The organism is Spongiactinospora sp. 9N601 (assembly GCF_044326295.1).
GTDB lineage: Bacteria > Actinomycetota > Actinomycetes > Streptosporangiales > Streptosporangiaceae > Spongiactinospora > Spongiactinospora gelatinilytica.
In genome coordinates this window covers 510,522-529,590 of sequence record NZ_JBIRBB010000002.1, presented here as the reverse complement: position 1 = coordinate 529,590, position 19,069 = coordinate 510,522, and the positions used below count along the sequence as shown (strand labels likewise).

Annotated in this window: 16 protein-coding genes and 1 CRISPR repeat array; of the genes, 4 read left to right on the top strand and 12 right to left on the bottom strand. The window is 71.0% G+C overall.

What is annotated here, in order from left to right:
* Nucleotides 1–2: 2 nt before the first annotated feature.
* Complete coding sequence (locus ACH34R_RS06040) at nucleotides 3–1,241, bottom strand: amidohydrolase (protein WP_397560276.1); 1,239 nt, start codon at nucleotides 1,239–1,241, stop codon at nucleotides 3–5.
* 442 nt (nucleotides 1,242–1,683) lie between these two features.
* On the opposite strand from ACH34R_RS06040, the gene ACH34R_RS06035 reads away from it, so the two are divergent.
* On the top strand, nucleotides 1,684–3,045 hold the full coding sequence (locus ACH34R_RS06035; protein ID WP_397560275.1) for a peptide ligase PGM1-related protein: 1,362 nt from the start codon (nucleotides 1,684–1,686) through the stop codon (nucleotides 3,043–3,045).
* On the opposite strand, the gene ACH34R_RS06030 is transcribed toward ACH34R_RS06035, so the two are convergent.
* On the bottom strand, nucleotides 3,014–3,253 hold the full coding sequence (locus ACH34R_RS06030) for an SCO4848 family membrane protein (RefSeq protein WP_233507927.1): 240 nt from the start codon (nucleotides 3,251–3,253) through the stop codon (nucleotides 3,014–3,016). The two genes, ACH34R_RS06035 and ACH34R_RS06030, sit on opposite strands and share 32 nt — an antisense overlap.
* 60 nt (nucleotides 3,254–3,313) lie before the next feature.
* Between ACH34R_RS06030 and ACH34R_RS06025 the strand changes: the two genes are divergently transcribed.
* Nucleotides 3,314–4,534: a D-alanyl-D-alanine carboxypeptidase family protein gene (locus ACH34R_RS06025; RefSeq protein ID WP_397560274.1), complete on the top strand. Its 1,221-nt coding sequence runs from the start codon at nucleotides 3,314–3,316 to the stop codon at nucleotides 4,532–4,534.
* 15 nt (nucleotides 4,535–4,549) lie between these two features.
* Here the strand turns inward: ACH34R_RS06025 and ACH34R_RS06020 are convergent, their stop codons facing one another.
* The 3 genes from ACH34R_RS06020 to ACH34R_RS06010 all read right to left on the bottom strand — a co-directional run bounded on the left by ACH34R_RS06020 (nucleotide 4,550) and on the right by ACH34R_RS06010 (nucleotide 7,945).
* Nucleotides 4,550–5,488 (bottom strand): YihY/virulence factor BrkB family protein, encoded by a 939-nt coding sequence (locus ACH34R_RS06020; protein WP_397560273.1) that lies wholly within the window; start codon nucleotides 5,486–5,488, stop codon nucleotides 4,550–4,552.
* Nucleotides 5,489–5,564: 76 nt separating this feature from the next.
* Nucleotides 5,565–6,569, bottom strand: coding sequence for a tryptophan--tRNA ligase (gene trpS, locus ACH34R_RS06015; RefSeq protein WP_397560272.1), 1,005 nt, complete (start codon nucleotides 6,567–6,569; stop codon nucleotides 5,565–5,567).
* A 14-nt stretch (nucleotides 6,570–6,583) separates the two neighbouring features.
* A complete protein-coding gene (locus ACH34R_RS06010) occupies nucleotides 6,584–7,945 on the bottom strand; it encodes a hemolysin family protein (RefSeq protein ID WP_397560271.1) in 1,362 nt (453 codons plus the stop codon).
* 156 nt (nucleotides 7,946–8,101) lie between these two features.
* On the opposite strand from ACH34R_RS06010, the gene galE reads away from it, so the two are divergent.
* On the top strand, nucleotides 8,102–9,070 hold the full coding sequence (gene galE, locus ACH34R_RS06005) for a UDP-glucose 4-epimerase GalE (RefSeq protein ID WP_397560270.1): 969 nt from the start codon (nucleotides 8,102–8,104) through the stop codon (nucleotides 9,068–9,070).
* A 10-nt stretch (nucleotides 9,071–9,080) separates the two neighbouring features.
* Here galE and ACH34R_RS06000 read toward each other — a convergent pair whose 3' ends face one another.
* The 6 genes from ACH34R_RS06000 to ACH34R_RS05975 form a co-directional block, all read right to left on the bottom strand.
* Complete coding sequence (locus tag ACH34R_RS06000) at nucleotides 9,081–10,064, bottom strand: hypothetical protein (RefSeq protein ID WP_397560269.1); 984 nt, start codon at nucleotides 10,062–10,064, stop codon at nucleotides 9,081–9,083.
* A gap of 346 nt (nucleotides 10,065–10,410) precedes the next feature.
* A complete protein-coding gene (locus ACH34R_RS05995; RefSeq protein WP_397560268.1) occupies nucleotides 10,411–11,397 on the bottom strand; it encodes a malate dehydrogenase in 987 nt (328 codons plus the stop codon).
* Nucleotides 11,398–11,463: 66 nt separating this feature from the next.
* Nucleotides 11,464–13,596, bottom strand: coding sequence for a protein kinase (locus tag ACH34R_RS05990; RefSeq protein ID WP_397560267.1), 2,133 nt, complete (start codon nucleotides 13,594–13,596; stop codon nucleotides 11,464–11,466).
* A 184-nt stretch (nucleotides 13,597–13,780) separates the two neighbouring features.
* Nucleotides 13,781–14,998, bottom strand: coding sequence for an NADP-dependent isocitrate dehydrogenase (locus ACH34R_RS05985; protein WP_397560266.1), 1,218 nt, complete (start codon nucleotides 14,996–14,998; stop codon nucleotides 13,781–13,783).
* 106 nt (nucleotides 14,999–15,104) lie between these two features.
* Nucleotides 15,105–15,395 carry a DUF3017 domain-containing protein gene (locus ACH34R_RS05980; RefSeq protein WP_158558314.1) on the bottom strand — a complete coding sequence of 97 codons (291 nt, stop codon included), beginning with the start codon at nucleotides 15,393–15,395 and terminating at the stop codon, nucleotides 15,105–15,107.
* Nucleotides 15,392–16,564, bottom strand: a complete 1,173-nt coding sequence (locus ACH34R_RS05975) for a citrate/2-methylcitrate synthase (RefSeq protein ID WP_397560265.1) — start codon at nucleotides 16,562–16,564, stop codon at nucleotides 15,392–15,394. Before ACH34R_RS05975 ends, ACH34R_RS05980 begins: the two co-directional genes overlap by 4 nt.
* 182 nt (nucleotides 16,565–16,746) lie before the next feature.
* Here ACH34R_RS05975 and ACH34R_RS05970 point away from each other — a divergent pair, with 182 nt between their 5' ends.
* A complete protein-coding gene (locus tag ACH34R_RS05970; protein ID WP_397560264.1) occupies nucleotides 16,747–17,415 on the top strand; it encodes an FHA domain-containing protein in 669 nt (222 codons plus the stop codon).
* 322 nt (nucleotides 17,416–17,737) lie between these two features.
* A CRISPR array of direct repeats spans nucleotides 17,738–18,068; the repeat unit is 28 nt; unit sequence GGACCATCCCCGCGCGTGCGGGGAGCAT.
* A gap of 142 nt (nucleotides 18,069–18,210) precedes the next feature.
* Here ACH34R_RS05970 and ACH34R_RS05965 read toward each other — a convergent pair.
* Nucleotides 18,211–19,062, bottom strand: a complete 852-nt coding sequence (locus ACH34R_RS05965; RefSeq protein ID WP_397560263.1) for a bifunctional methylenetetrahydrofolate dehydrogenase/methenyltetrahydrofolate cyclohydrolase — start codon at nucleotides 19,060–19,062, stop codon at nucleotides 18,211–18,213.
* Nucleotides 19,063–19,069 lie beyond the last annotated feature (7 nt).

The window sequence follows — 19,069 nt, the reverse complement described above, 5'->3', positions numbered from 1 at the left end:
GATCAGGCCCGGACGGCCTCGGCGACCTGCGGTCCGCCGCCGGGAAGGCCGCCCTCCCACAGCGCGGTGAGGGCGGTCGCGGCCATGAACCGCACGCCGAGGCCGATGCAGCTCTCGTCCACGTCGAAGGTGCCCTGGTGGATGTCCCGGCGGACGGCGGTGCCCGGCTCGCGCACACCGAGCCGGGCGTACGCGCCGGGGGCCGACTCCAGGTACCAGCCGAAGTCTTCGCCGCCGAGGCTCTGCTCGGTCGGGACCACGGAGCCCCGGCCGAGCGCCTGCTCGGCCGCCTCGCGCAGCAGCTTCACGCTGTCCTCGTCGTTGACCACCGGGGGGACGCCGCGGATGTAGTCCAGCTCGGTCTCGATGCCGTACAGGCCCGCCACCGGCTCCAGCAGCGCCTTGATCAGGTCGGGCGCGGTGTGCCAGGCGGCCTCGTCCAGGCAGCGCACGGTGCCCTCGGCGACGCCGTCGTCGGGGATCGCGTTGGCCACCGACCCGGCCGCGACCCGCCCCCAGACCAGGCTGAGCGAGGAGCGCGGATCGACCCGCCGGGACAGCGCGGCGGGCAGCTCGGTGAGGATCTTGGCCAGGCCGAACACCAGGTCGGCGGTGAGGTGCGGGCGGGCGGTGTGGCCGCCGGGGCCCTTGACCCTGATCTTCACCTTGTCGCAGGCCGAGGTGATCGCGCCGGCCCGCAGGCCGACGTGCCCGACGTCGACCCTGGGGTCGCAGTGCAGGCCGAAGATCCGGCCGACGCCGGTCAGGCCGCCCGCGGCCAGCACCTCCAGCGCGCCGCCGGGCAGCTCCTCGGCGGGCTGGAAGATCATCCGGACCCGCCCGGGCAGCAGCCCCGCCGCCGCCTGCCCGGCCAGGAACAGCGCGGTGCCCAGCAGGATCGTGGTGTGCACGTCGTGCCCGCACGCGTGGCACACCCCGGCCACGGTGGAGCGGTACGGGACGTCCTTCTCGTCGGCGAGCGCCAGGGCGTCGATGTCGGCGCGCAGCGCGACGGTCGGCCCGTCGCCGTCGCCGACCTCGCAGATCAGCCCGGTCCCCTTGGGGAGCACGGCGGGCACCAGCCCGGCCTCGCTCAGCCGGGCCGCTATGCGCTCGGTGGTGCGGTATTCGGCGAACGCCAACTCCGGGTGCATGTGCAGGTCGCGCCGGAAGTCGATGAGCCCTGGCTCAGCCTGGGCGAGGAACGCGTCGAGTTCCCCTCGCAGATCCCGTCCCCGCATCGGTCACCGTCCTATTTCCACACGGCGTCGTCGGGAAGGACGCCGCGATACATATCGATTTCCAGTGGTTCGCCGGTTTCGATCACCCGGCCGCCGCCCCGTGAACCTGCCCCCCCGGCCGTCCAGAAAACGAATGCCGACGTGCGCGCAGGTGATGACTCGACTGTATCCCCCCACGGTGGCTCTCCGTGAGGATCCCCACCGAACCACCCGAACGAACCACGTCCCATAGCCCTCCCCCACTACTCCGGCACCCGTTCCGCACCGTCCTAAACTCCCGCCGACCTCCTGATTACGGTCACCTTCTGGTGCGGTTGATCGCACCTCGTCGGCTCATGGCACATGGAGAAATGCGTGCTTAACTCCGCTTGTGATGGCGAATATCCCTTTCGCGGAGAAGCATGCGCGGCTCAGCATCTTCCGGCCCTGCGAAGGGACCTTGGTGGTCGTGCCCTCCCTGTCCCTCCCCCAGGACGAGCTACGCGGCATCACCGGGATCACCTCCTACGAGGAACGCCTGCTCTTCCTGCTGCTGACCCTCCGGCGGCCCGGGGTCCGCGTGGTGTACCTGTCCTCCCGGCCGGTGGACGAGGAGATCGTCGAGTACTACCTGGGGTTCCTGGATGACCCGGCGGGAGCCCGCGCCCGGCTGCACATGATCAGTACGGGCGAGCCCGGCGCGCAGCCGCTGACCAGGTCCATCGTCCGCAGGAGCGACCTGCTCGGGCGGCTGCGCGAGATCGTCGGGCCCGGCGCCGACGCCTGGCTGGTGCCGTTCGTGGTGAGCGAGCACGAGGAGCGGCTGGCCGACATGCTGGGCCTGCCCGTGTACGGGCCGCCCGCGAAGCTGGCCCACCTCGGCTCCAAGAGCGGCGGGCGGGCGATCGGCGCGCAGGCCGGGGTGCCGATGCCGCGCGGCGCGGGCGACCTGTACTCGCTGCCGGACGCCGAGCGGGCCGCCCGCGCGCTCCGGGCGGGCGACCGGCTGATCGTCAAGCTCAACGACAGTTACTCCGGGCTCGGCAACGCCGTGGTGGCCGGCACGCCCGGCACGGCCCTCACCGAGTCGCCGACCGTCTTCTCCGCCGCCGGGGAGACCTGGGAGAGCTTCGCCCGCAAGATCTCCGAGCGGGGCGCGGTGATCGAGGAGTTCATCGAGCACCGGCCGATGTACCACCCCAGCGCGCTGGCCCAGATCACCCCGGACGGCCGTTTCGACGTGGTGGCCACCCACGACCAGGTGTTCGGCGGCGCGAACTCCGACGTCTACCAGGGCTGCACCTTCCCGGCCCGCGACCTCTACCGGCGGCAGGTCGGCGAGTGCGCCCGCCGCGTCGCGCGGGTGCTGGCCGAGCGCGGCGTGGTGGGCCTGCTCGGGATGGACTTCTTCGCGCTGAAGACCGACGGCGGGTACGGCGCGCTGCTGTGCGAGATCAACCTGAGGTTCGGCGGCACCACGCACCCCTTCGGCGCGGCGCTGCTCACCACCGGGGCCTCCTACGACCCCGGGACCGGGACGCTGGTGGCCGGAGGGCGGCCGAAGTACTACGTGGCGACGGACAACTGCTCCTCGCCCCGGTTGCGGGGCCGCTCCGCGGGCGAGGTGGTCGCGATGCTGGAGCGGGCCGGGCTGGGGTTCGACCGGGCCGGCCGTACCGGGAACGTGCTGCACCTGCTCGGCGCGGTACCCGAGCACGGCAAGCTCGGCTTCACCAGCATCGGCGACTCCCGGGAGCGGGCCGAGGAGCTGTTCCGGGCCACCATCGGGCTGCTCACCGGCGGCGCAGCGCCCGCCAGCCGATGACGCCCAGCGCCAGCGCGATGAGGATGTTGACGCCGATCAGGATGCCGTGGACCACATAGAACGCGGTGGCGTGGCCGTCCGCGAGGTTGAAGCCAAGGTTGATCCACTCAAAGATCATGAAAGCGGCAACCACCAGGAGAAATGCGGCGATCCTTCGTGACATTTGCATGTGCTCAGTATCAAGCGTGGCGTACACCAGGTAGTCCACCGGACGCACTGGGAAGTGATGTCACATGCAATTCCGCGCAGAAGATACGCTGGGCTCAATATGCGGACAGATCACCTGAAATCAGCCGCCGCACTGCTGGTCACGGCGATCCTGGCCACGACCGTCCAGAGCGGCGTGGCCACGGCGACCACCGCTTACCAGGGACCGGGTCCGCAGGCCGTACCCGCGACCGCCGAGCCCGAGCCGGAGGCCGGTGCGGCCGGGGCCGCCCAGCCGGTCGGCGGGCGACTACTCGGCGGGCGCGGCACCGTGCTGCCCGAGTCGCTGCCGCCCGGCCTCGCGCCCCCGCCCAAGAGCAAGGCCAGCGCCTACGTGGTCGCCGACGCGACCACCGGGCAGGTCCTCGCCGCCAAGGACCCGCACGGGCACTACCGCCCGGCGAGCACGCTGAAGACCCTCACCGCGCTCACGCTGATCCCCAAGCTGGACAAGGACACCAGGATCAAGCCCAGCCGCAACGCCTGCAACCAGGAGGGCAGCGCGGTCGGCCTGCACGTCAAGGGCAGCTACCGGGTCGAGGACCTGTTCCTGGCGCTGATGATGTCCTCGGGCAACGACGCGGCGATGGCGCTCGCCGAGGCCAACGGGAGCCTCGGCGAGACCATGGCCGAGATGAACTCCGTGGCCCGCCGCCTCCAGGCGCGCGACACCGTGGCCAAGACGCCGAGCGGGCTGGACCAGCCCGGCCAGCGCAGCTCCGCCTACGACCTGGCGCTGATCGCCCGCGCCGGACTGGCCAACGCCGACTTCCGCAGGTACGTGAGCACGCGGACCGCCGACTTCCCCGCCCCCAAGGGCAAGCACTACCAGATCTCCAACCACAACCGGCTGCTCGGCAAGTACCGGGGCATGATCGGAATCAAGAACGGCTGGACCACCAAGGCCCAGGGCAGCTTCGTCGGGGCCGCCCGGCGCGGCGCGCACACGATCATCGTCGTGGTCATGCGGCACGAGGGGTCGTTCTGGGAGGAGGTGGGCGAACTGCTGGACTGGGGGTTCGCCGCGCGCGGCAAGGTGACCCCGGTCGGGGAGCTGGTCGCGCCGCTGCCCGAGGTGGTGCCCACCAAGCCGGTGGACGCGCGGGCCGGGGCCCCGGGGCCGCAGACGCCCGCCGCCGCGCCCGTGGCCGCCCCCAAGGGACGCCAGGACACGACCATGCTGGTGGTGATCGGGGTGGGCCTGATCGGCGGGCTGGCCTGGGTGCTGTACGGGCTGGAGCGCCGCGCCAGAGGACGTCGCCGGGCCCGCCGTTCAGGCTGAGCGAGGGCCCGCCGTTCAGGCCGAGGAGGTATGGCGGGCGGTGGTGTTAGAGGGCACGGGGGTCGGTTCGGGCGGCGGGCCCATCTGGGCCGTCGCGGTCCAGGCCGCCGCGTACAGGACGATCCGGGCGGAAAGGTTGATCCACACCAGCAGCCCGACGACGACCGCGAACGTGCCGTAGACCGGGTTGCGCAGCGTGCTCGCCAGCACCAGCGTGGCGACCTGCTTGAGCAGCCCGAACGCGACCGCGCCGAGCAGCGAGCCGCGCAGCAGCACCCCGAGCGGCTGGGACGCCTCGGCCAGCCAGCCGAGCACCACCAGGAAGACCAGCATGTCGGCGGCCACGCTCACCACCACGCCGGCCACCCACACCCCGGCCTGCCCGGCCGGCGCATCGGCCAGACCCGTCCAGTCCGCCACCGTCGCGGTGGCCCCGGTGGCCGCGCCGCCGACGCCCACCGAGATCAGCAGCGTCGCCCCGACCAGCGCGAGCGCCACCAGGTCGCGCAGCTTGGCCAGGAAGAAGTTGAGCGGGGGCCGGGTGGTCAGCCAGACCTCGCGCAGCGCCTCGCGCAGCGCGTCCACCGCGCCGAGCCCGGAGTAGAGCAGGCCCAGCAGGCCGATGATCCCCGCGCCGACCCGGGCCTGGCTGACGTCCTGGAGGCTGAGCTGCCCGGCCAGGCCGGGCAACTGCTCCTCGATGGCCCGCTGGAGCGCGTGCTGGGCGTTCGGGCTGACCGTCACGACGTACCCGAGCAGCGCGTACCCCAGCGCGATGAGCGGGAAGAAGGACAGGAAGGCGAAGTAGGTCACCGCGCCCGCCAGCCGGTCGGCCGAGGTGACCTGGTAGCGCTGCACGGTGCGGATCAGGTGGTCGAGCCACGCCCACCTGACCCTGAAGCGCCGCAGCGCCCCGCTCCCCCGCTCCCGCGCCGCCGCCACGCGCGCCGACACACGCTCTACCGGACCGCCCATGACCGGGCCCTACCCACCCCGCACGAGGTCAGGCGCGAGGTCGGTGACAAGAGCGTCAGGCGCGGGGCAGGAACCCGATGCGGTCGCGGACCGTGGCCATGGTGCCCCGGGCCACCGCGCCCGCGCGCTCGGCCCCGATGGCCAGCAGCCGGTCCAGCTCGGCCTCGTTGGCCAGCAGCTTCTCGGTGCGCTCGCGGATCGGCGTGAACGCCTCCACCACGGCCTCCGCCACGTCCTTCTTGAAGGTGCCGTAGCCCTGCCCGGCGTAGCGGGCCTCCAGCTCGGGGATGGGCGTGCCGGTCAGCGCCGACTGGATGCGCAGCAGGTTGGTGACGCCCGGCTTGCCGTCGTCGTCGGCCAGCACCTCGGTGCCGGTGTCGGTCACCGCCCGCATGACCTTCTTGCGCAGCGTGCCCGGAGCCTCCAGCACGTCGAGGATGCCCTGCGGGCTGGAGGAGGACTTGGACATCTTCGCCGTCGGGTCCTGGAGGTCGGCGATCTTCTCGACCTCCTTGAGGATGTGCGGCTGGGGCAGCGTGAACGTCTCGCCGAACCGGTGGTTGAACCGCTGGCCGAGGTCGCGGGTCAGCTCCAGGTGCTGCTTCTGGTCGGCCCCCACCGGAACGCGGTCGGCCTGGTAGAGCAGGATGTCGGCGGCCTGGAGGATCGGGTAGGTGAACAGCCCGACACTGGCCGCGCTCTCGCCCTGTTTGGCCGACTTGTCCTTGAACTGGGTCATCCGCCCGGCCTCGCCCATGCCGGTCAGGCAGTTGAGCACCCAGGCCAGCTCGGCGTGCTCGGGAACGTGGCTCTGCACGAACACCGTGCAGCGCTCCGGGTCGAGCCCGGCGGCCAGCAACTGGGCGGCGGCCACGCGCGAGCGGCGGCGCAGCTCGGCCGGGTCGTGCGGAACGGTGATCGCGTGCAGGTCCACGACGCAGTAGAACGCGTCATAGGTCTCCTGCATGGTCACCCATTGACGGACCGCACCCAGGTAGTTGCCCAGGTGGAAGGAGTCTGCCGTGGGCTGGATGCCGGAGAGTACGCGAGGACGTGCCATAGCCCTCGATTGTGTCAGTTCTCCGTGCCTTCCTGCGACTCGACAGGCCCCGCCTCCCCCTCCTGCGCGGGCGGCGGCGGCTCGGGGCCGGCCATCGGGCGGCGGGTGATGCGGACCCTCGCCACCCGCCTGCCGTCCATCTCGGTGACGGAGAGCTGGAACCCCAGGAAGTCGACCACGTCGCCGTGCTCGGGCACGTGCCCGAGCGCCGCCATCATGAACCCGCCCAGCGTCTCGTAGGGCCCGCGCGGCAGCCGGATGCCGGTCTCCTCGGCGACGTCGTCCAGGTTGGCCAGGCCATCCATCTCGATCTCCCCGGCGGGCAGCCGCACGGCCTGGTCGTCCTCGACGTCGTACTCGTCCCTGATGTCGCCGATCAGCTCCTCGACCAGGTCTTCGAGGGTGACGATGCCGGCCGTGCCGCCGTACTCGTCCACGACCATGGCCAGGTGGTGCCCCTCGTCGCGCATCTCCGACAGCGTGGGCAGCACCCGCTTGGTGGCCGGGACCATCTTGACCGGCCGGATCGCCACCAGCTCGCTGATCGGCTCGGTACGGCCGGTCAGCACCGGGTCGAGCAGGTCCCTGACGTGGACGAACCCCAGCACGTCGTCATAGGACTCGCGAAAGACCGGAAAGCGGGAGTGCGGCATCGTGGCGGCCAGCACGGCGGCCTCGGCCAGCGTGGTGTCCGCCGACATGAACTCCACCTCGGTGCGCGGCCGCATCACCTCGCGAAGCTGCCGCTTGCCCGCCGCGAAGACCTCCACGATGAGCCGCCGCTCGTCCTGGGGCAGCTCCTGGTGCCCGGCCACGATGTCGCGCAGTTCCTCGGTGCTCATCGCCTCCCGGTCGGTCTCGGGGTTGCCGCCGAGCAGCCGGACCACCAGGTCCGTGGACTTCGACAGCAGCCAGATCACCGGCCGGGACAGCACCGCCAGCCGGTCCAGCACCGGGGCCACCAGCAGCGACAGGCCCTCGGCGCGTTGCAGCGCGAGCCTCTTGGGGGCCAGTTCGCCGAGCACCAGGGAAACGTAGGAGATGGCCAGCGTGACCAGGACGAGCGCGAGCGGCGGGGCGATCCCGCCGGGCACCCCCCAGCCGGCGACCACCGGCACCAGTTCCGAGGCCAGCGTGTCGGCCCCGAACGCGGCCGAGAGCATGGTGGCCACGGTCACGCCGATCTGCACGGCGGACAGGAACCGGTTGGGGTCGTTGGCCAGCCTGGCGACCCTCGCGCCGCGCCGGCCCTTCTCACTGATCTTGCTGATCTGGCTCTCCCGCAGGGAGACGAGCGCGATCTCCGCACCGGCGAAGAAGCCGCCGATGAGGATGAAGACCAGCACCAACGCGATGTTGGCGACGACATTGTTCACGCGGGCATCCGGTTCCGCACGGGCCGATAGTGGCAGTGAGGTGTCAGCGTACCCGGATGCTTCGAGCCAGGCCGAGAACGAAAGCGCGTATGCTGGGCACACCAGCCGTACAAAATCAAACAGATTCCACCACAATCCGACATACGGGAGCGCGTAGTGAAGCTGCTGGTCACCGGCGGAGCGGGATATATCGGAAGCGTCGTCGCCGCCCAGCTCTTGGAGGCGGGCCACGAAGTGGTCGTGCTCGACGACCTGTCCACCGGCCACGCCGACGCCGTGCCCGCGGGGGCCGGGTTCGTCGAGGGGTCGATCACCGAGGCGGGGGCGGTGCTGCGCGAGGCGGGCTTCGACGGCGTGGTCCACTTCGCGGCCAAGTCACTGGTCGGCGAGTCGGTGGAAAACCCCGGGCTGTACTGGGAGTCCAACCTCGGCGGCACGCTCGCCCTGCTTGAGGCCATGCGGGTCGCGGGCGTCCGGCGCATCGTGTTCTCCTCAACCGCCGCGACGTACGGCGAGCCGGAGCGCACCCCGATGCGCGAGACCGACCCCACCCGCCCGACCAGCCCCTACGGCGCCACCAAGCTGGCCGTGGACACCACCCTCACGGTCTACGCGCGCCTGCACGGCCTCGGTGCGACCAGCCTGCGCTACTTCAACGTCGCGGGCGCCTACACCGCCCCGGACGGCCGCGTCTACCGCGAGCGCCACTCCCCCGAAACGCATCTCATCCCCAACGTCCTGGCCGTCGCCCTCGGCAGGCGCGACTCCCTCAGCCTGTTCGGGGACGACTACCCGACGCCGGACGGCACGTGCATCCGCGACTACATCCACATCGCCGACCTGGCCCATGCCCACCTGCTCGCGCTGGACGCCTGCCAGGAAGGCCGGCACGCCATCTACAACCTGGGCAGCGGCACCGGTTTTTCCAACCTGGAGGTCATCACCGCCTGCCGCGAGGTCACCGGCCATCCCATCCCGGTGACGCCGGCCCCGCGCCGCCCTGGCGACCCGGCCGTGCTCGTCGCCTCCGCGGAGCGCATCCAGGACGAACTCGGCTGGAAGCCCGACCGCCCCGACCTGCACACGATGGTCTCCGACGCCTGGTCCGCGCTGACCTCGGCCTGAACGGGCCCGCTCAGGTGAGCGGGACGCGCAGTCGGGCCTTGCCGTTGTCCGGCCTGCGGTCGCCGAGCACGGCGGAGTAGACCATCGCGGCGGCGGTCATCGGCCTGGCGTGCCGGGCGTTCGCGGCGGGCGCGAAGACCATGAGCACCCGCGTGCCGCCGCCCACCGGCACGGTGTGCAGCCGGCAGCCCACGTATCCGGCGTGCGCCCCGCACCTGGCCCCTTCGGAGGCGACCAGCCGGGCTCCGCGCACCCGGACGAAAAGCTGCCCGTCCCGCACGGCCTGCGGCCCGTGGTTCATCACCACCGCGCGTACCCTGGCCCCGGGCACCCGCCGCCCCGGCGTGGCGACCGGCGCACGGCGCGATCCGCGGGCGTACGACCGCGCGGGGCCGCCGCCCAGCCTGGTCAGGCGCACCGCGAGGTCGGCGCCCTCGCCGACCCGGTTGACCGCCTCGGCGGTGTTGTCGGCGGCGTCGCCGTCCACGGCCTGCGACCTGATGGTGGCCACCGCGCGCAGCGCGCCCCTGGCGTCCGCCGGGACCTGCCCGACCACGCTGAGCGTGCCGTGCCCGCCCTTCAGCACGTCGGCCCCCGAGGAGCAGACGATCTCACTCGCCCGGCCCGCCGTGCCGGGCTTGCACTCGGCGACGTCCACGCTGAGCACTTTGACCCCTTCCGGCAGCCGGACCCGCAGCTCCGGGCGTACGGCGGGGCCGGGGCCCGCGTTGCCGACGTCGATCCGGTAGCCCAGCGGGCGGCCCGGCTGGGCGACCTTCGGGTAGGAGGTCATCCGCACGGAAAGATCCGCCCCGGCGGGCTGCGGTGCGGCGGCGGGCGGCTCGGCGGGCGGTGGGGTGGCGGCCGGCGTCGCGGCCGGCTCGGCGGGAGGCCAGGGTTCGGCCCAGGTCTCCCCCGGCACCGGGTCGTACGGGACGCTCGCCGCCCCCGCGCCCGTCCCCATCCAGGCGCCCGCGCCTATCACCCCAGCCACAACGCCCGCCGCGAGACGCCGCATGAAACCCCACCCCCGGTAATCTCCCAGCGATCATTCTGGGGCCCCCGCCACCTCGGCTCCCGCCGACACGCCGGGTGTCATCCCTATCACCGTGCGTCTCTGGGACCGGGCGGCCTGGGCGCGCTTCCGCGGGCGGTCGATAATATGCGGTAATCGCGAGCTAATTCACCGCTCACCTGCGCCGTACACCATTTGATGGTAATTACCGGCGATAAAGTACGGCTGTAAAGGGCAGGCGGCGGCGACGTTTTTCCACAAGGCTCGGCGGCGCGGTGCGGAGCAGATCGGATCGACGCCCCGCACCGCACACACGCACAGGGATCTACAGCAGGCCGAGCCGGGAGACGGCCTCGCGCTCGTCGGCCAGCTCGGCGACGGAGGCGTCGATGCGCTCGCGGGAGAAGGGGTCGATGTCCAGGCCCTGGACGATCTCCCAGGCCCCGCCGTTGGAGACCACCGGGAAGGACGAGATGAGGCCCTCGGGCACGCCGTAGGAGCCGTCGGAGGGCACCGCGGCGGAGGCCCAGTCGCCCTGGGGGGTGCCGTTGATCCAGTCGTACACGTGGTCGATGGCCGCGTTGGCGGCGGAGGCGGCGCTGGAGGCGCCCCTGGCCTCGATGATGGCCGCGCCCCGCTTGGCCACGGTCGGGATGAAGGTGTCCCGCAGCCAGGCGTCGTCCACCTGCTCGGCGGCGACCTTGCCGCCGACCTCGGCGTGGTACAGGTCGGGGTACTGGGTGGCGGAGTGGTTGCCCCAGATGGTCATCTTCTTGATGTCGGCGACCGGGACCTGGAGCTTGCCGGCGAGCTGCGACAGCGCGCGGTTGTGGTCGAGCCTGGTCATCGCGGTGAACCGGGCGGCGGGCACGTCGGGCGCGTGCGCCTGGGCGATCAGCGCGTTGGTGTTGGCCGGGTTGCCGACGACCAGCACCCGCACGTCGTCGGCGGCGTGGTCGTTGATCGCCTTGCCCTGCGGGCCGAAGATGCCGCCGTTGGCCTCCAGCAGGTCACCGCGCTCCATGCCCTTGGTACGCGGGCGGGCGCCGACCAGCAGCCCGACGTTGGCGCCCTCGAAGGCGACGTTGGGGTCGTCGCTGATGTCGATCCCGGCGAGCAGCGGGAACGCGCAGTCGTCGAGCTCCATCGCAGTGCCTTCCGCCGCCTTCACCGCCTGCGGGATCTCCAGGAGGCTCAGCCGTACCGGGACGCCCTGGCCCAGCAACTGGCCCGATGCGATGCGGAACAGCAGCGCGTAGCCGATCTGGCCGGCCGCGCCTGTGACGGTGACTTTGACGGGAGTCTGCGGCATTGCCTTCCCCCAACTCGCGGGTCGATATGGTGACGCTCGGATGTTACCGGTCCCTCACCCGGCCCTTCATCGGCAGGGTTGCATCCTGGGGACCTCGGCCTCCGGAGCGAACTCCACGTTGCCGAAATGCCGGGTCAGCAGGCTTTTGACCGTTCCTTTTCGGTAGAGGGCGGTGATGGCCCGCTGGACGGCCTGGCAGCCGCGCACGTCGCCCGCGCGCAGCGCGACGCCGTACCGCTCGGTGGACAGCTTGAGGCCGACGACCTTGTACCGGAGCTTCTCGCGGTTGGCGAAGCCGGCGAGCAGCAGGTCATCGCCGGGCACGGCATCGACGCGACCGGTCCTCAATCGGTCCATGCACTGAGAGTAGTCGGCGACGGGCACCAGATCGACGTGGTCGACCACGCGCAGGACCGTCTTGACCGCGAACGCGGCCCCCGGCTGGCACAGCCGTTTGCCCTCCAGGTCCTTCACGGTGCTGATGGACGACCCGTCCTTGACCAGCACGTCGATATGGGCGAGGTAGTACGGTCCGGCGAAGGTGACCTCGTCCACCTTGTTGATCGAGTAGGTCGAGACCACCATGTCCACGTCCCCCCCGGCGAGCAGCGCGGGGCGCTGGGCCCGGTCGGTCGCCTTGAAGGTGAGACGCTGCGGCGACACGCCGAGGGCGCGGGCGATCTCGCGGGCCAGGTCCACCTCGAAGCCCGCCCAGGCGGGTTCGCCGCCTTTGCCGGAGTTCAGGGCGATGCCGGGCAGCCCGTCGCGCACGCCGACGGTGAACGGTTCCGTCCCCTCCGCCCGGTCCAGCACCGAATCGGGGGCGGCGCCGGGCTTCTGGACGCCGGTCGACTCGCCGCTCCGGGCTGACGAGCCGAAGAACGACGGCAGCAGGCCCATCCACGCCAGGAGTCCGAGCCCGGCGATGGCCAGCACGACGAGCGTGACCACCGTGGTCTTGACGGGGAAGCGCCGGTTCTGCACGGGGCGGGTCCGGCCGTCGTGGACGGCGGGCGGCACGGGGATGGGGGTGGGGATGGAGGATCCGATGAGCGGGGGCGCGGGCAGCGGCCCACCGGGGCCGGGGGGCGGCACGGGCGTGTGCTGGGACCACGGCGGCGCGGGGTGCCCGGCCGGGTGGCCAGGGTACGGCGTGGCGGCATTCCCGCTGGTCCCCACGGGGCCGCTGGGATAGGCGGCGGGGCGGTCGAAGGGCGGCTGGGAGTGGCCGGAAGGGGGTGGGTTCGTGTCGGTACGGCGGGGCGGGGCGCCGGGGAGGCGGGCCTGGCGGGTGGTCTCCGGGTCGGCCGCCCCGCGGGGGTCGCCGCCGGTGCCGGGGGCCGCCCGCTGTACGCCCTGGTTCAGCACCGCGGGCGACGCGCCGCCGCTCTCCGGACGCCCCAGCAGGCGCAGCAGGAGCTGGTCGGCCGTCGGCCGGTTGCGCGGGGACTTGTCCAGCGCCGAGCGCACCACGCCGCGCAGCGGCTCGTCCATGACCCCGAGGTCCACCTCGTGGTTGAGCACCCGGTTCAGCACGACCGCGATCGAACTGCCCTCGAAGACCGTGACCCCGGTGGCCGCGAACGCGATCGTCGCCCCCCAGGCGAACACGTCCGTGTAGGGGCCGACGTCGTCGCCGGAGATCTGCTCGGGGGCCATGTAGGCCGGGGTGCCGATGGCCTTGCTGGTGATCGTGCCGGTGGAGTCGATGATCCGGGCGATGCCGAAGTCCACCACCCGGGGGCCGTCGGCGGCCAGCAGCACGTTGTCCGGCTTGAAGTCGCGGTGGACGATCGCCGCGTGGTGGATCGCGGTCAGCGCGGTCGCGGTGCCGACCGCCAGCCGTTCCAGGGCGGAGCCGCGCATCGGGCCCTCGGTGTCGATCCGTTCGCGCAGCGAGCGGCCCTCGATGTACTCGCTGGCGATGTACGGCACGTCGCCCTCAAGATCGGCCTCCAGGACGCGTGCCGTGCAGAACGAGGCGACCCGCTGGGCCGCGCGCAGCTCGCGGGCGAACCGGGACCGGGCGCTGGTGTCGCCGCTGAACCTGACGTGCAGCAACTTGATCGCCGCCTGCTCGCCGTCCTCGGCGACGCCCAGGTAGACGACCCCCTGCCCACCCTCGCCGACCCTGCCGACCAGCCGGAACGACCCCAGTCTGCTCGGGTCCCCCGTGATGAGCGGCTCGATCTGCGGCATTTATATGTCCCCAAGGAGGTTTCGCAAAGTCTCGACCAGGGAAACTTTACGGGTCCTGTGGCACTGGGAACTGTCAGGTCGAAACGAGTTACCCGCCCGTTACCTCATGTCATGTGCACGGCAAGGCCGGAAAAAGCACGAAAGGGCCGCCGTGCCGGCGGCCCTCGGTGCGTTCGGCGGGGTTTCAGACCGCCATCTTCTTCTTCAGGTTCTCGTCCAGCGCGGCCAGGAAGTCCTGGGTGGTCAGCCACTGGGCGTCACCGCCGACGAGCAGCGCGAGGTCCTTGGTCATCTGACCGCCCTCGACGGTCTCGACACAGACCTGCTCCAGCTTCTCGGCGAACTCGCTCACCGCGGGCGTGTTGTCCAGCTTGCCGCGGTGGGCCAGGCCACGGGTCCACGCGAAGATCGAGGCGATCGGGTTGGTGGAAGTGGGCTTGCCCTGCTGGTGCTGGCGGTAGTGCCGGGTGACGGTGCCGTGCGCGGCCTCGGCCTCGACGGTGTTGCCGTCGGGGGTCATCAGCACGGAGGTCATCAGGCCGAGCGAGCCGAAGCCCTGGGCCACCGTGTCGGACTGCACGTCGCCGTCGTAGTTCTTGCACGCCCAGACGTACCCGCCCTCCCACTTGAGCGCGGCGGCCACCATGTCGTCGATCAGCCGGTGCTCGTAGGTGATCCCGGCGGCCTCGAAGTCGGCCTTGAACTCGGACTCGAACACCTCGGCGAAGATGTCCTTGAACCGGCCGTCGTACGCCTTGAGGATCGTGTTCTTGGTGGACAGGTAGACCGGGTAACCACGGTCCAGGCCGTACCGCATGGACGCGCGGGCGAAGTCGCGGATCGACTGGTCCAGGTTGTACATCGCCATCGCGACGCCGCCGCCGGGGAAGTCGTACACGTCCAGCTCGATCGGCTCCGAGCCGTCCTTGGGCGTGTAGGTGAGGGTCAGCGTGCCCTCACCCGGGATCTTGATGTCGGTGGCGCGGTACTGGTCGCCGAAGGCGTGACGGCCGACGACGATCGGCTTGGTCCAGCCGGGGACGAGCCTCGGCACGTTGGACATGATGATCGGCTCACGGAAGATCACGCCGCCGAGGATGTTGCGGATCGTCCCGTTCGGGGACTTCCACATCTTCTTCAGGCCGAACTCCTCGACCCGGGCCTCGTCGGGAGTGATCGTGGCGCACTTCACGCCGACCCCGTACTGCTTGATCGCGTTGGCGGCGTCGATGGTGACCTGGTCATCGGTCGCGTCGCGGTGCTCGATGCCGAGGTCGTAGTATTTGAGATCGACGTCGAGGTAGGGAAGGATCAACTGGTCCTTGATGAACTGCCAGATGATCCGCGTCATCTCGTCGCCGTCAAGCTCGACGACGGGTCCCGCTACCTTGATCTTGGGCATGCCTGTGGTTCCCCTTCTGAACTAACACTGGCCAGTACGGTCCCTTATGAGGCTCACTGGCCGTTGAGGCTATCGGACGGTCACGAAGGTGCCGCCGGTCGGCCGGTCATCCGACGATCCACTCCCTGGGCACAAGGAGCATCAGACCGCCGAAGACCAGCAATAGGCCGAGCAGTCCGAGGGTCACGACGTCGGTCGCCTTGGCGCGTACGGCGAGCCGGCTCGCCCGCGCCTCGGGGAGCACGCCGCGAAACAGTGCCCCGATCAGGAAGAACACGCCGATCAAGGGCACCGCTACCTCGGTGGGAGCACCGAACAGGGCAGCGGCCAAGCCGAAGAGCGTACCCGTCAGTACGACGGCGTACGCTCCCCAGCCGGTCCGCTGCAGTCCGGTCACCTCGCGTCGATCGGTTCCCACTTCTGGTCCCGCTCGCCGATGTACTCGCTGTCCGGACGGATCAGCCGGTTGTCGGCGTGCTGTTCGATCACGTGTGCGGTCCATCCCGACATGCGGCTCACCGAGAACACCGGCGTGAACAGGTCGGTGGGTATCCCAAGATAGTGGTAGACCGTGGCCGCGTAGAAGTCGACGTTCGGGAAGAGTCCCTTCTCCTCCAGGACGACCTGCTCCATCTCCCGGGACATCCGGAAGTAGGTGTCGTCGCCGTGGGCCTCGGCCAGCTCCTGCGACATCTTGCGCAGGTGGGTGGCCCGGGGGTCCTCGGTCTTGTAGACGCGGTGACCGAAGCCCATGATCTTCTCGTGCGCGGCCAGCATGTCCTTGACGGTCTGTGCGACATTGCCGGGCTCGATGCTCTGGAGGGTCCGCATGACCTGCTCGTTGGCCCCGCCGTGCAGCGGGCCCTTGAGCGTGCCGATGGCGGCGACGATGGCCGAGTGCATGTCGGACAGCGTCGCGGCGCACACCCGGGCGGCGAACGTCGAGGCGTTCATCGTGTGATCGGCGTGCAGCACCAGGCAGGCGTCGAAGATCTCGACCGCTCGCGGGTCGGGCGTGGACCCGGTGATCTGGAGCAGGAAGTTGGCCGCGATGCTCAACTGGGGATCGGGGTCGGGGACGCTCTTGCCGGTGCGGGCGGCGTGGTAGCGGGCGACCAGGATCGGCTGCTGGGCGGTGAGGCGGGCGGCCTTGCGCAGGTTGGCGTCGACGGAGTTTGCGGACTTGTCAGGGTCTTCCGCTCCGGCCAGCGACACCAGCGTGCGCAGCGCCTCCATCGGTTCCATCTTCTCGGCGATCTCGGGGATGTTCGCCTCGACCAGCGCCCCCAGCGCTCGACCCTCTACCAGGCCGGCGCCGTACGCGGCGAGCTGTTGCCGGTTGGGAAGGGCGCCGCACTGGAGCAGGTGCGCGGTCTCTTCGAAGGTCGTACGGCCGGCGAGGTCGTGGATGTCGTAGCCGCGATAGAACAGCCGGCCTTCCCGGCCGTCGATGTCGCTCAGCGCTGTTGACGCGGCGACGACATCAGCGAGACCTTTGGTGGGTTTGTCCGCTGTCGCCCGCGAGGCTCCGCCTCCGGCGGCCCCCTCGGGGGAAGTTGCGTTCATTGTGTGTTTCCTCCGCGTATCGTCGCCCGAAGTCTACCCGTGAGCTGGCAAAACCTCGGTTGGGGGTCAACGCTAAATTCGAGCCGGATTCTCCTTACGGCAAAGGCGATTCCCCATCCCCTCGTTTGGGTAAGCCGGAGCTATAGCAGAAGATACGGCGGGCTACCTGGGGAGGAACTGCCGTGGAGGGGCCGTTCATACGCATCGAGGACACAGGCGAGGTGGTCCCGTTGCGCCCCGAGATCACCACGGTCGGCCGAGGCCGTGGTGTCGACGTCCGGCTGACGGACCCGAGCGTGTCACGCCTGCACGCCGAGTTCGTCCGGCGCGGACCTTATCTCTATGTGGTCGATCTCGGCCTGTCCCGCAACGGCACGCGGGTCAACGGCAGGCCGATCGCCAGGAGGGTGCTCGACGACGGCGACGTCGTCTCCTTCGGCGCGGCCCGGGCGAGGATCGGTGGCATCCCAAGGGAGGACTTCACACCCGAGGTGGAACTACGCCGGGCCGCCGCGCCCGAGCTGACCAGGCGCGAGGTCGACGTGCTCACGTCGCTCTGCCGTCCGGCCCTGTCGGACGAGGCGTTCGTCGCCCCCGCGACCGCCCGCGAGATCGCCGACGATCTCGTGGTCACCGAGGCGGCGGTGAAACAGCACCTGCTCCGGCTGTACCAGAAGTTCCGCATCCCGGAGGGCACCAACCGGCGTACCCGGCTGGCCAACGAGGTCGTCGCGCTCGGCCTGGTCCGCCCCACCCCGGTGGTCCCACCGCAACGCGCCCCCGCCCCACAACCCGAAGGCGGCAACCACACCACCACCGCCCCCACCGCCGCCGGCCGCCGGGCCTCCTGAGCGGCCCCCACAGGAACGTGCCAAACCGCCCCGCCCAAACCGGCGGGGCGGCGGCACGCCACCAGGGACGACGGGCCACATCGGCAGCTCTGCTCGGCGCCCCACGGATCGGACGAAGGCCGCCTACGGCGGTCTGGGTGGCCTGCCGGTGCAGGCCGCCGCCCCGGGCACGGGGTAATCGGTACCGCAGGCAGGCCGACCACCACCGCCGGGCCTGGCTTCTGAGGGCATGCAGACCCCCCGGGCACTGGGAGCATCCCGACGTGCAAGCGGGCGATCTTCTTCTCGCCGGACCACCCCGCGCGTGCAGGGAGCACCCGGCATGCCATCCCCGCGTGTCGGGGAGCATACGAACCTGATCCAGGGCATCCGCCAGACCGGAGGACCACCCCGCGCGTGCGCGGAGCATTTCTCCGCCGCCTCGCGCTCCTTCTCGGCGCGCGGACCATCCCCGCGCGTGCGGGGAGCATTGTGCGTCGTGTAGGTGGTCGCACAGGCAGGGGGGACCATCCCCGCGCGTGCGGGGAGCATCACCCAGCACGGCAAGAGTTCGGGCGTGCGGGAGGACCATCCCCGCGCGTGCGGGGAGCATTTGAACGTCGCCAGGGCCATGTACGCACCACTCGGACCATCCCCGCGCGTGCGGGGAGCATACTTGTTGACCTGCTGGTTCTCACGGCGCAGGCGACAACTTCATTCAGTTCGAAATCGGAGGTCTCGGCGATTGTGAGGGTGCGTGAGTCCGGGGCGGCAGCCTTATGCCTGTGAGGGTAGGCACTCCACTGGCCGCCGGGGTCAGGGGGACTGGCGTTCGGCGGCCTCGACGACGTTGGTGAGGAGCATGGCGCGGGTCATGGGGCCGACGCCGCCTGGGTTGGGGGCCATGAAGCCGGCGACCTCGGCGACGTTGTGGGCGACGTCGCCGGCGATCTTGCCGTCTACTCGGGACACACCCACGTCGAGTACGGCGGCGCCCGGCTTGACCATGTCGGCGGTGATCAGGCCCGGTACTCCGGCCGCCGCTATCACGATGTCGGCGCGGCGGACGTGGGCGGCGAGGTCCTGGGTGCCGGTGTGACAGAGGGTGACCGTGGCATTTTCGCTGCGGCGGGTGAGCAGCAGCCCGAGCGAGCGGCCGACCGTGATGCCGCGCCCGACCACGACGGCCTCCGCGCCCTTGGTCGGTACCCCGAACTCCTGGAGCAGCGCGACGATCCCCCGCGGCGTGCACGGCAGCGGCGCGTCCACCATGTGGACCAGGCGGCCGAGGTTGACCGGGTGCAGCCCGTCGGCGTCCTTCGCCGGATCGATCCGCTCGATGAGCGGCATCGTGTCCAGGTGCCTGGGCAACGGAAGCTGGACCAGGTAGCCGGTGCACTCCGGCATCGCGTTCAGCTCGTCGATGACGGCCTCGACGTCGGCCTGGGTGGCGTCTTCGGGCAGGTCCCTGCGGATGGAGGCGATGCCCACCTCGTTGCAGTCGCGGTGCTTGCCCGCCACGTAGATCTGGCTGCCCGGGTCGTCGCCCACCAGCACCGTGCCGAGGCCGGGGGTGATGCCCCGCTCTTTCAGCGCGGCCACCCGAACCGTCAGGTCGGCCTTGATCTTCGCCGCGGTTGCCTTGCCGTCCAGTCGTTGCGCGCTCATGGCAGTA

Bases quoted from the DNA above. Each gene is read 5' to 3' on its own strand.
- ACH34R_RS05965 (WP_397560263.1), bottom strand. From the start codon at position 19,062: ATGAGCGCGCAACGACTGGACGGCAAGGCAACCGCGGCGAAGATCAAG.
- ACH34R_RS05990 (WP_397560267.1), bottom strand. From the start codon at position 13,596: ATGCCGCAGATCGAGCCGCTCATCACGGGGGACCCGAGCAGACTGGGG.
- ACH34R_RS05985 (WP_397560266.1), bottom strand. From the start codon at position 14,998: ATGCCCAAGATCAAGGTAGCGGGACCCGTCGTCGAGCTTGACGGCGAC.
- ACH34R_RS06040 (WP_397560276.1), bottom strand. From the start codon at position 1,241: ATGCGGGGACGGGATCTGCGAGGGGAACTCGACGCGTTCCTCGCCCAG.
- ACH34R_RS05995 (WP_397560268.1), bottom strand. From the start codon at position 11,397: ATGCCGCAGACTCCCGTCAAAGTCACCGTCACAGGCGCGGCCGGCCAG.
- ACH34R_RS06025 (WP_397560274.1), top strand. From the start codon at position 3,314: ATGCGGACAGATCACCTGAAATCAGCCGCCGCACTGCTGGTCACGGCG.
- trpS (WP_397560272.1), bottom strand. From the start codon at position 6,569: ATGGCACGTCCTCGCGTACTCTCCGGCATCCAGCCCACGGCAGACTCC.
- ACH34R_RS05975 (WP_397560265.1), bottom strand. From the start codon at position 16,564: ATGAACGCAACTTCCCCCGAGGGGGCCGCCGGAGGCGGAGCCTCGCGG.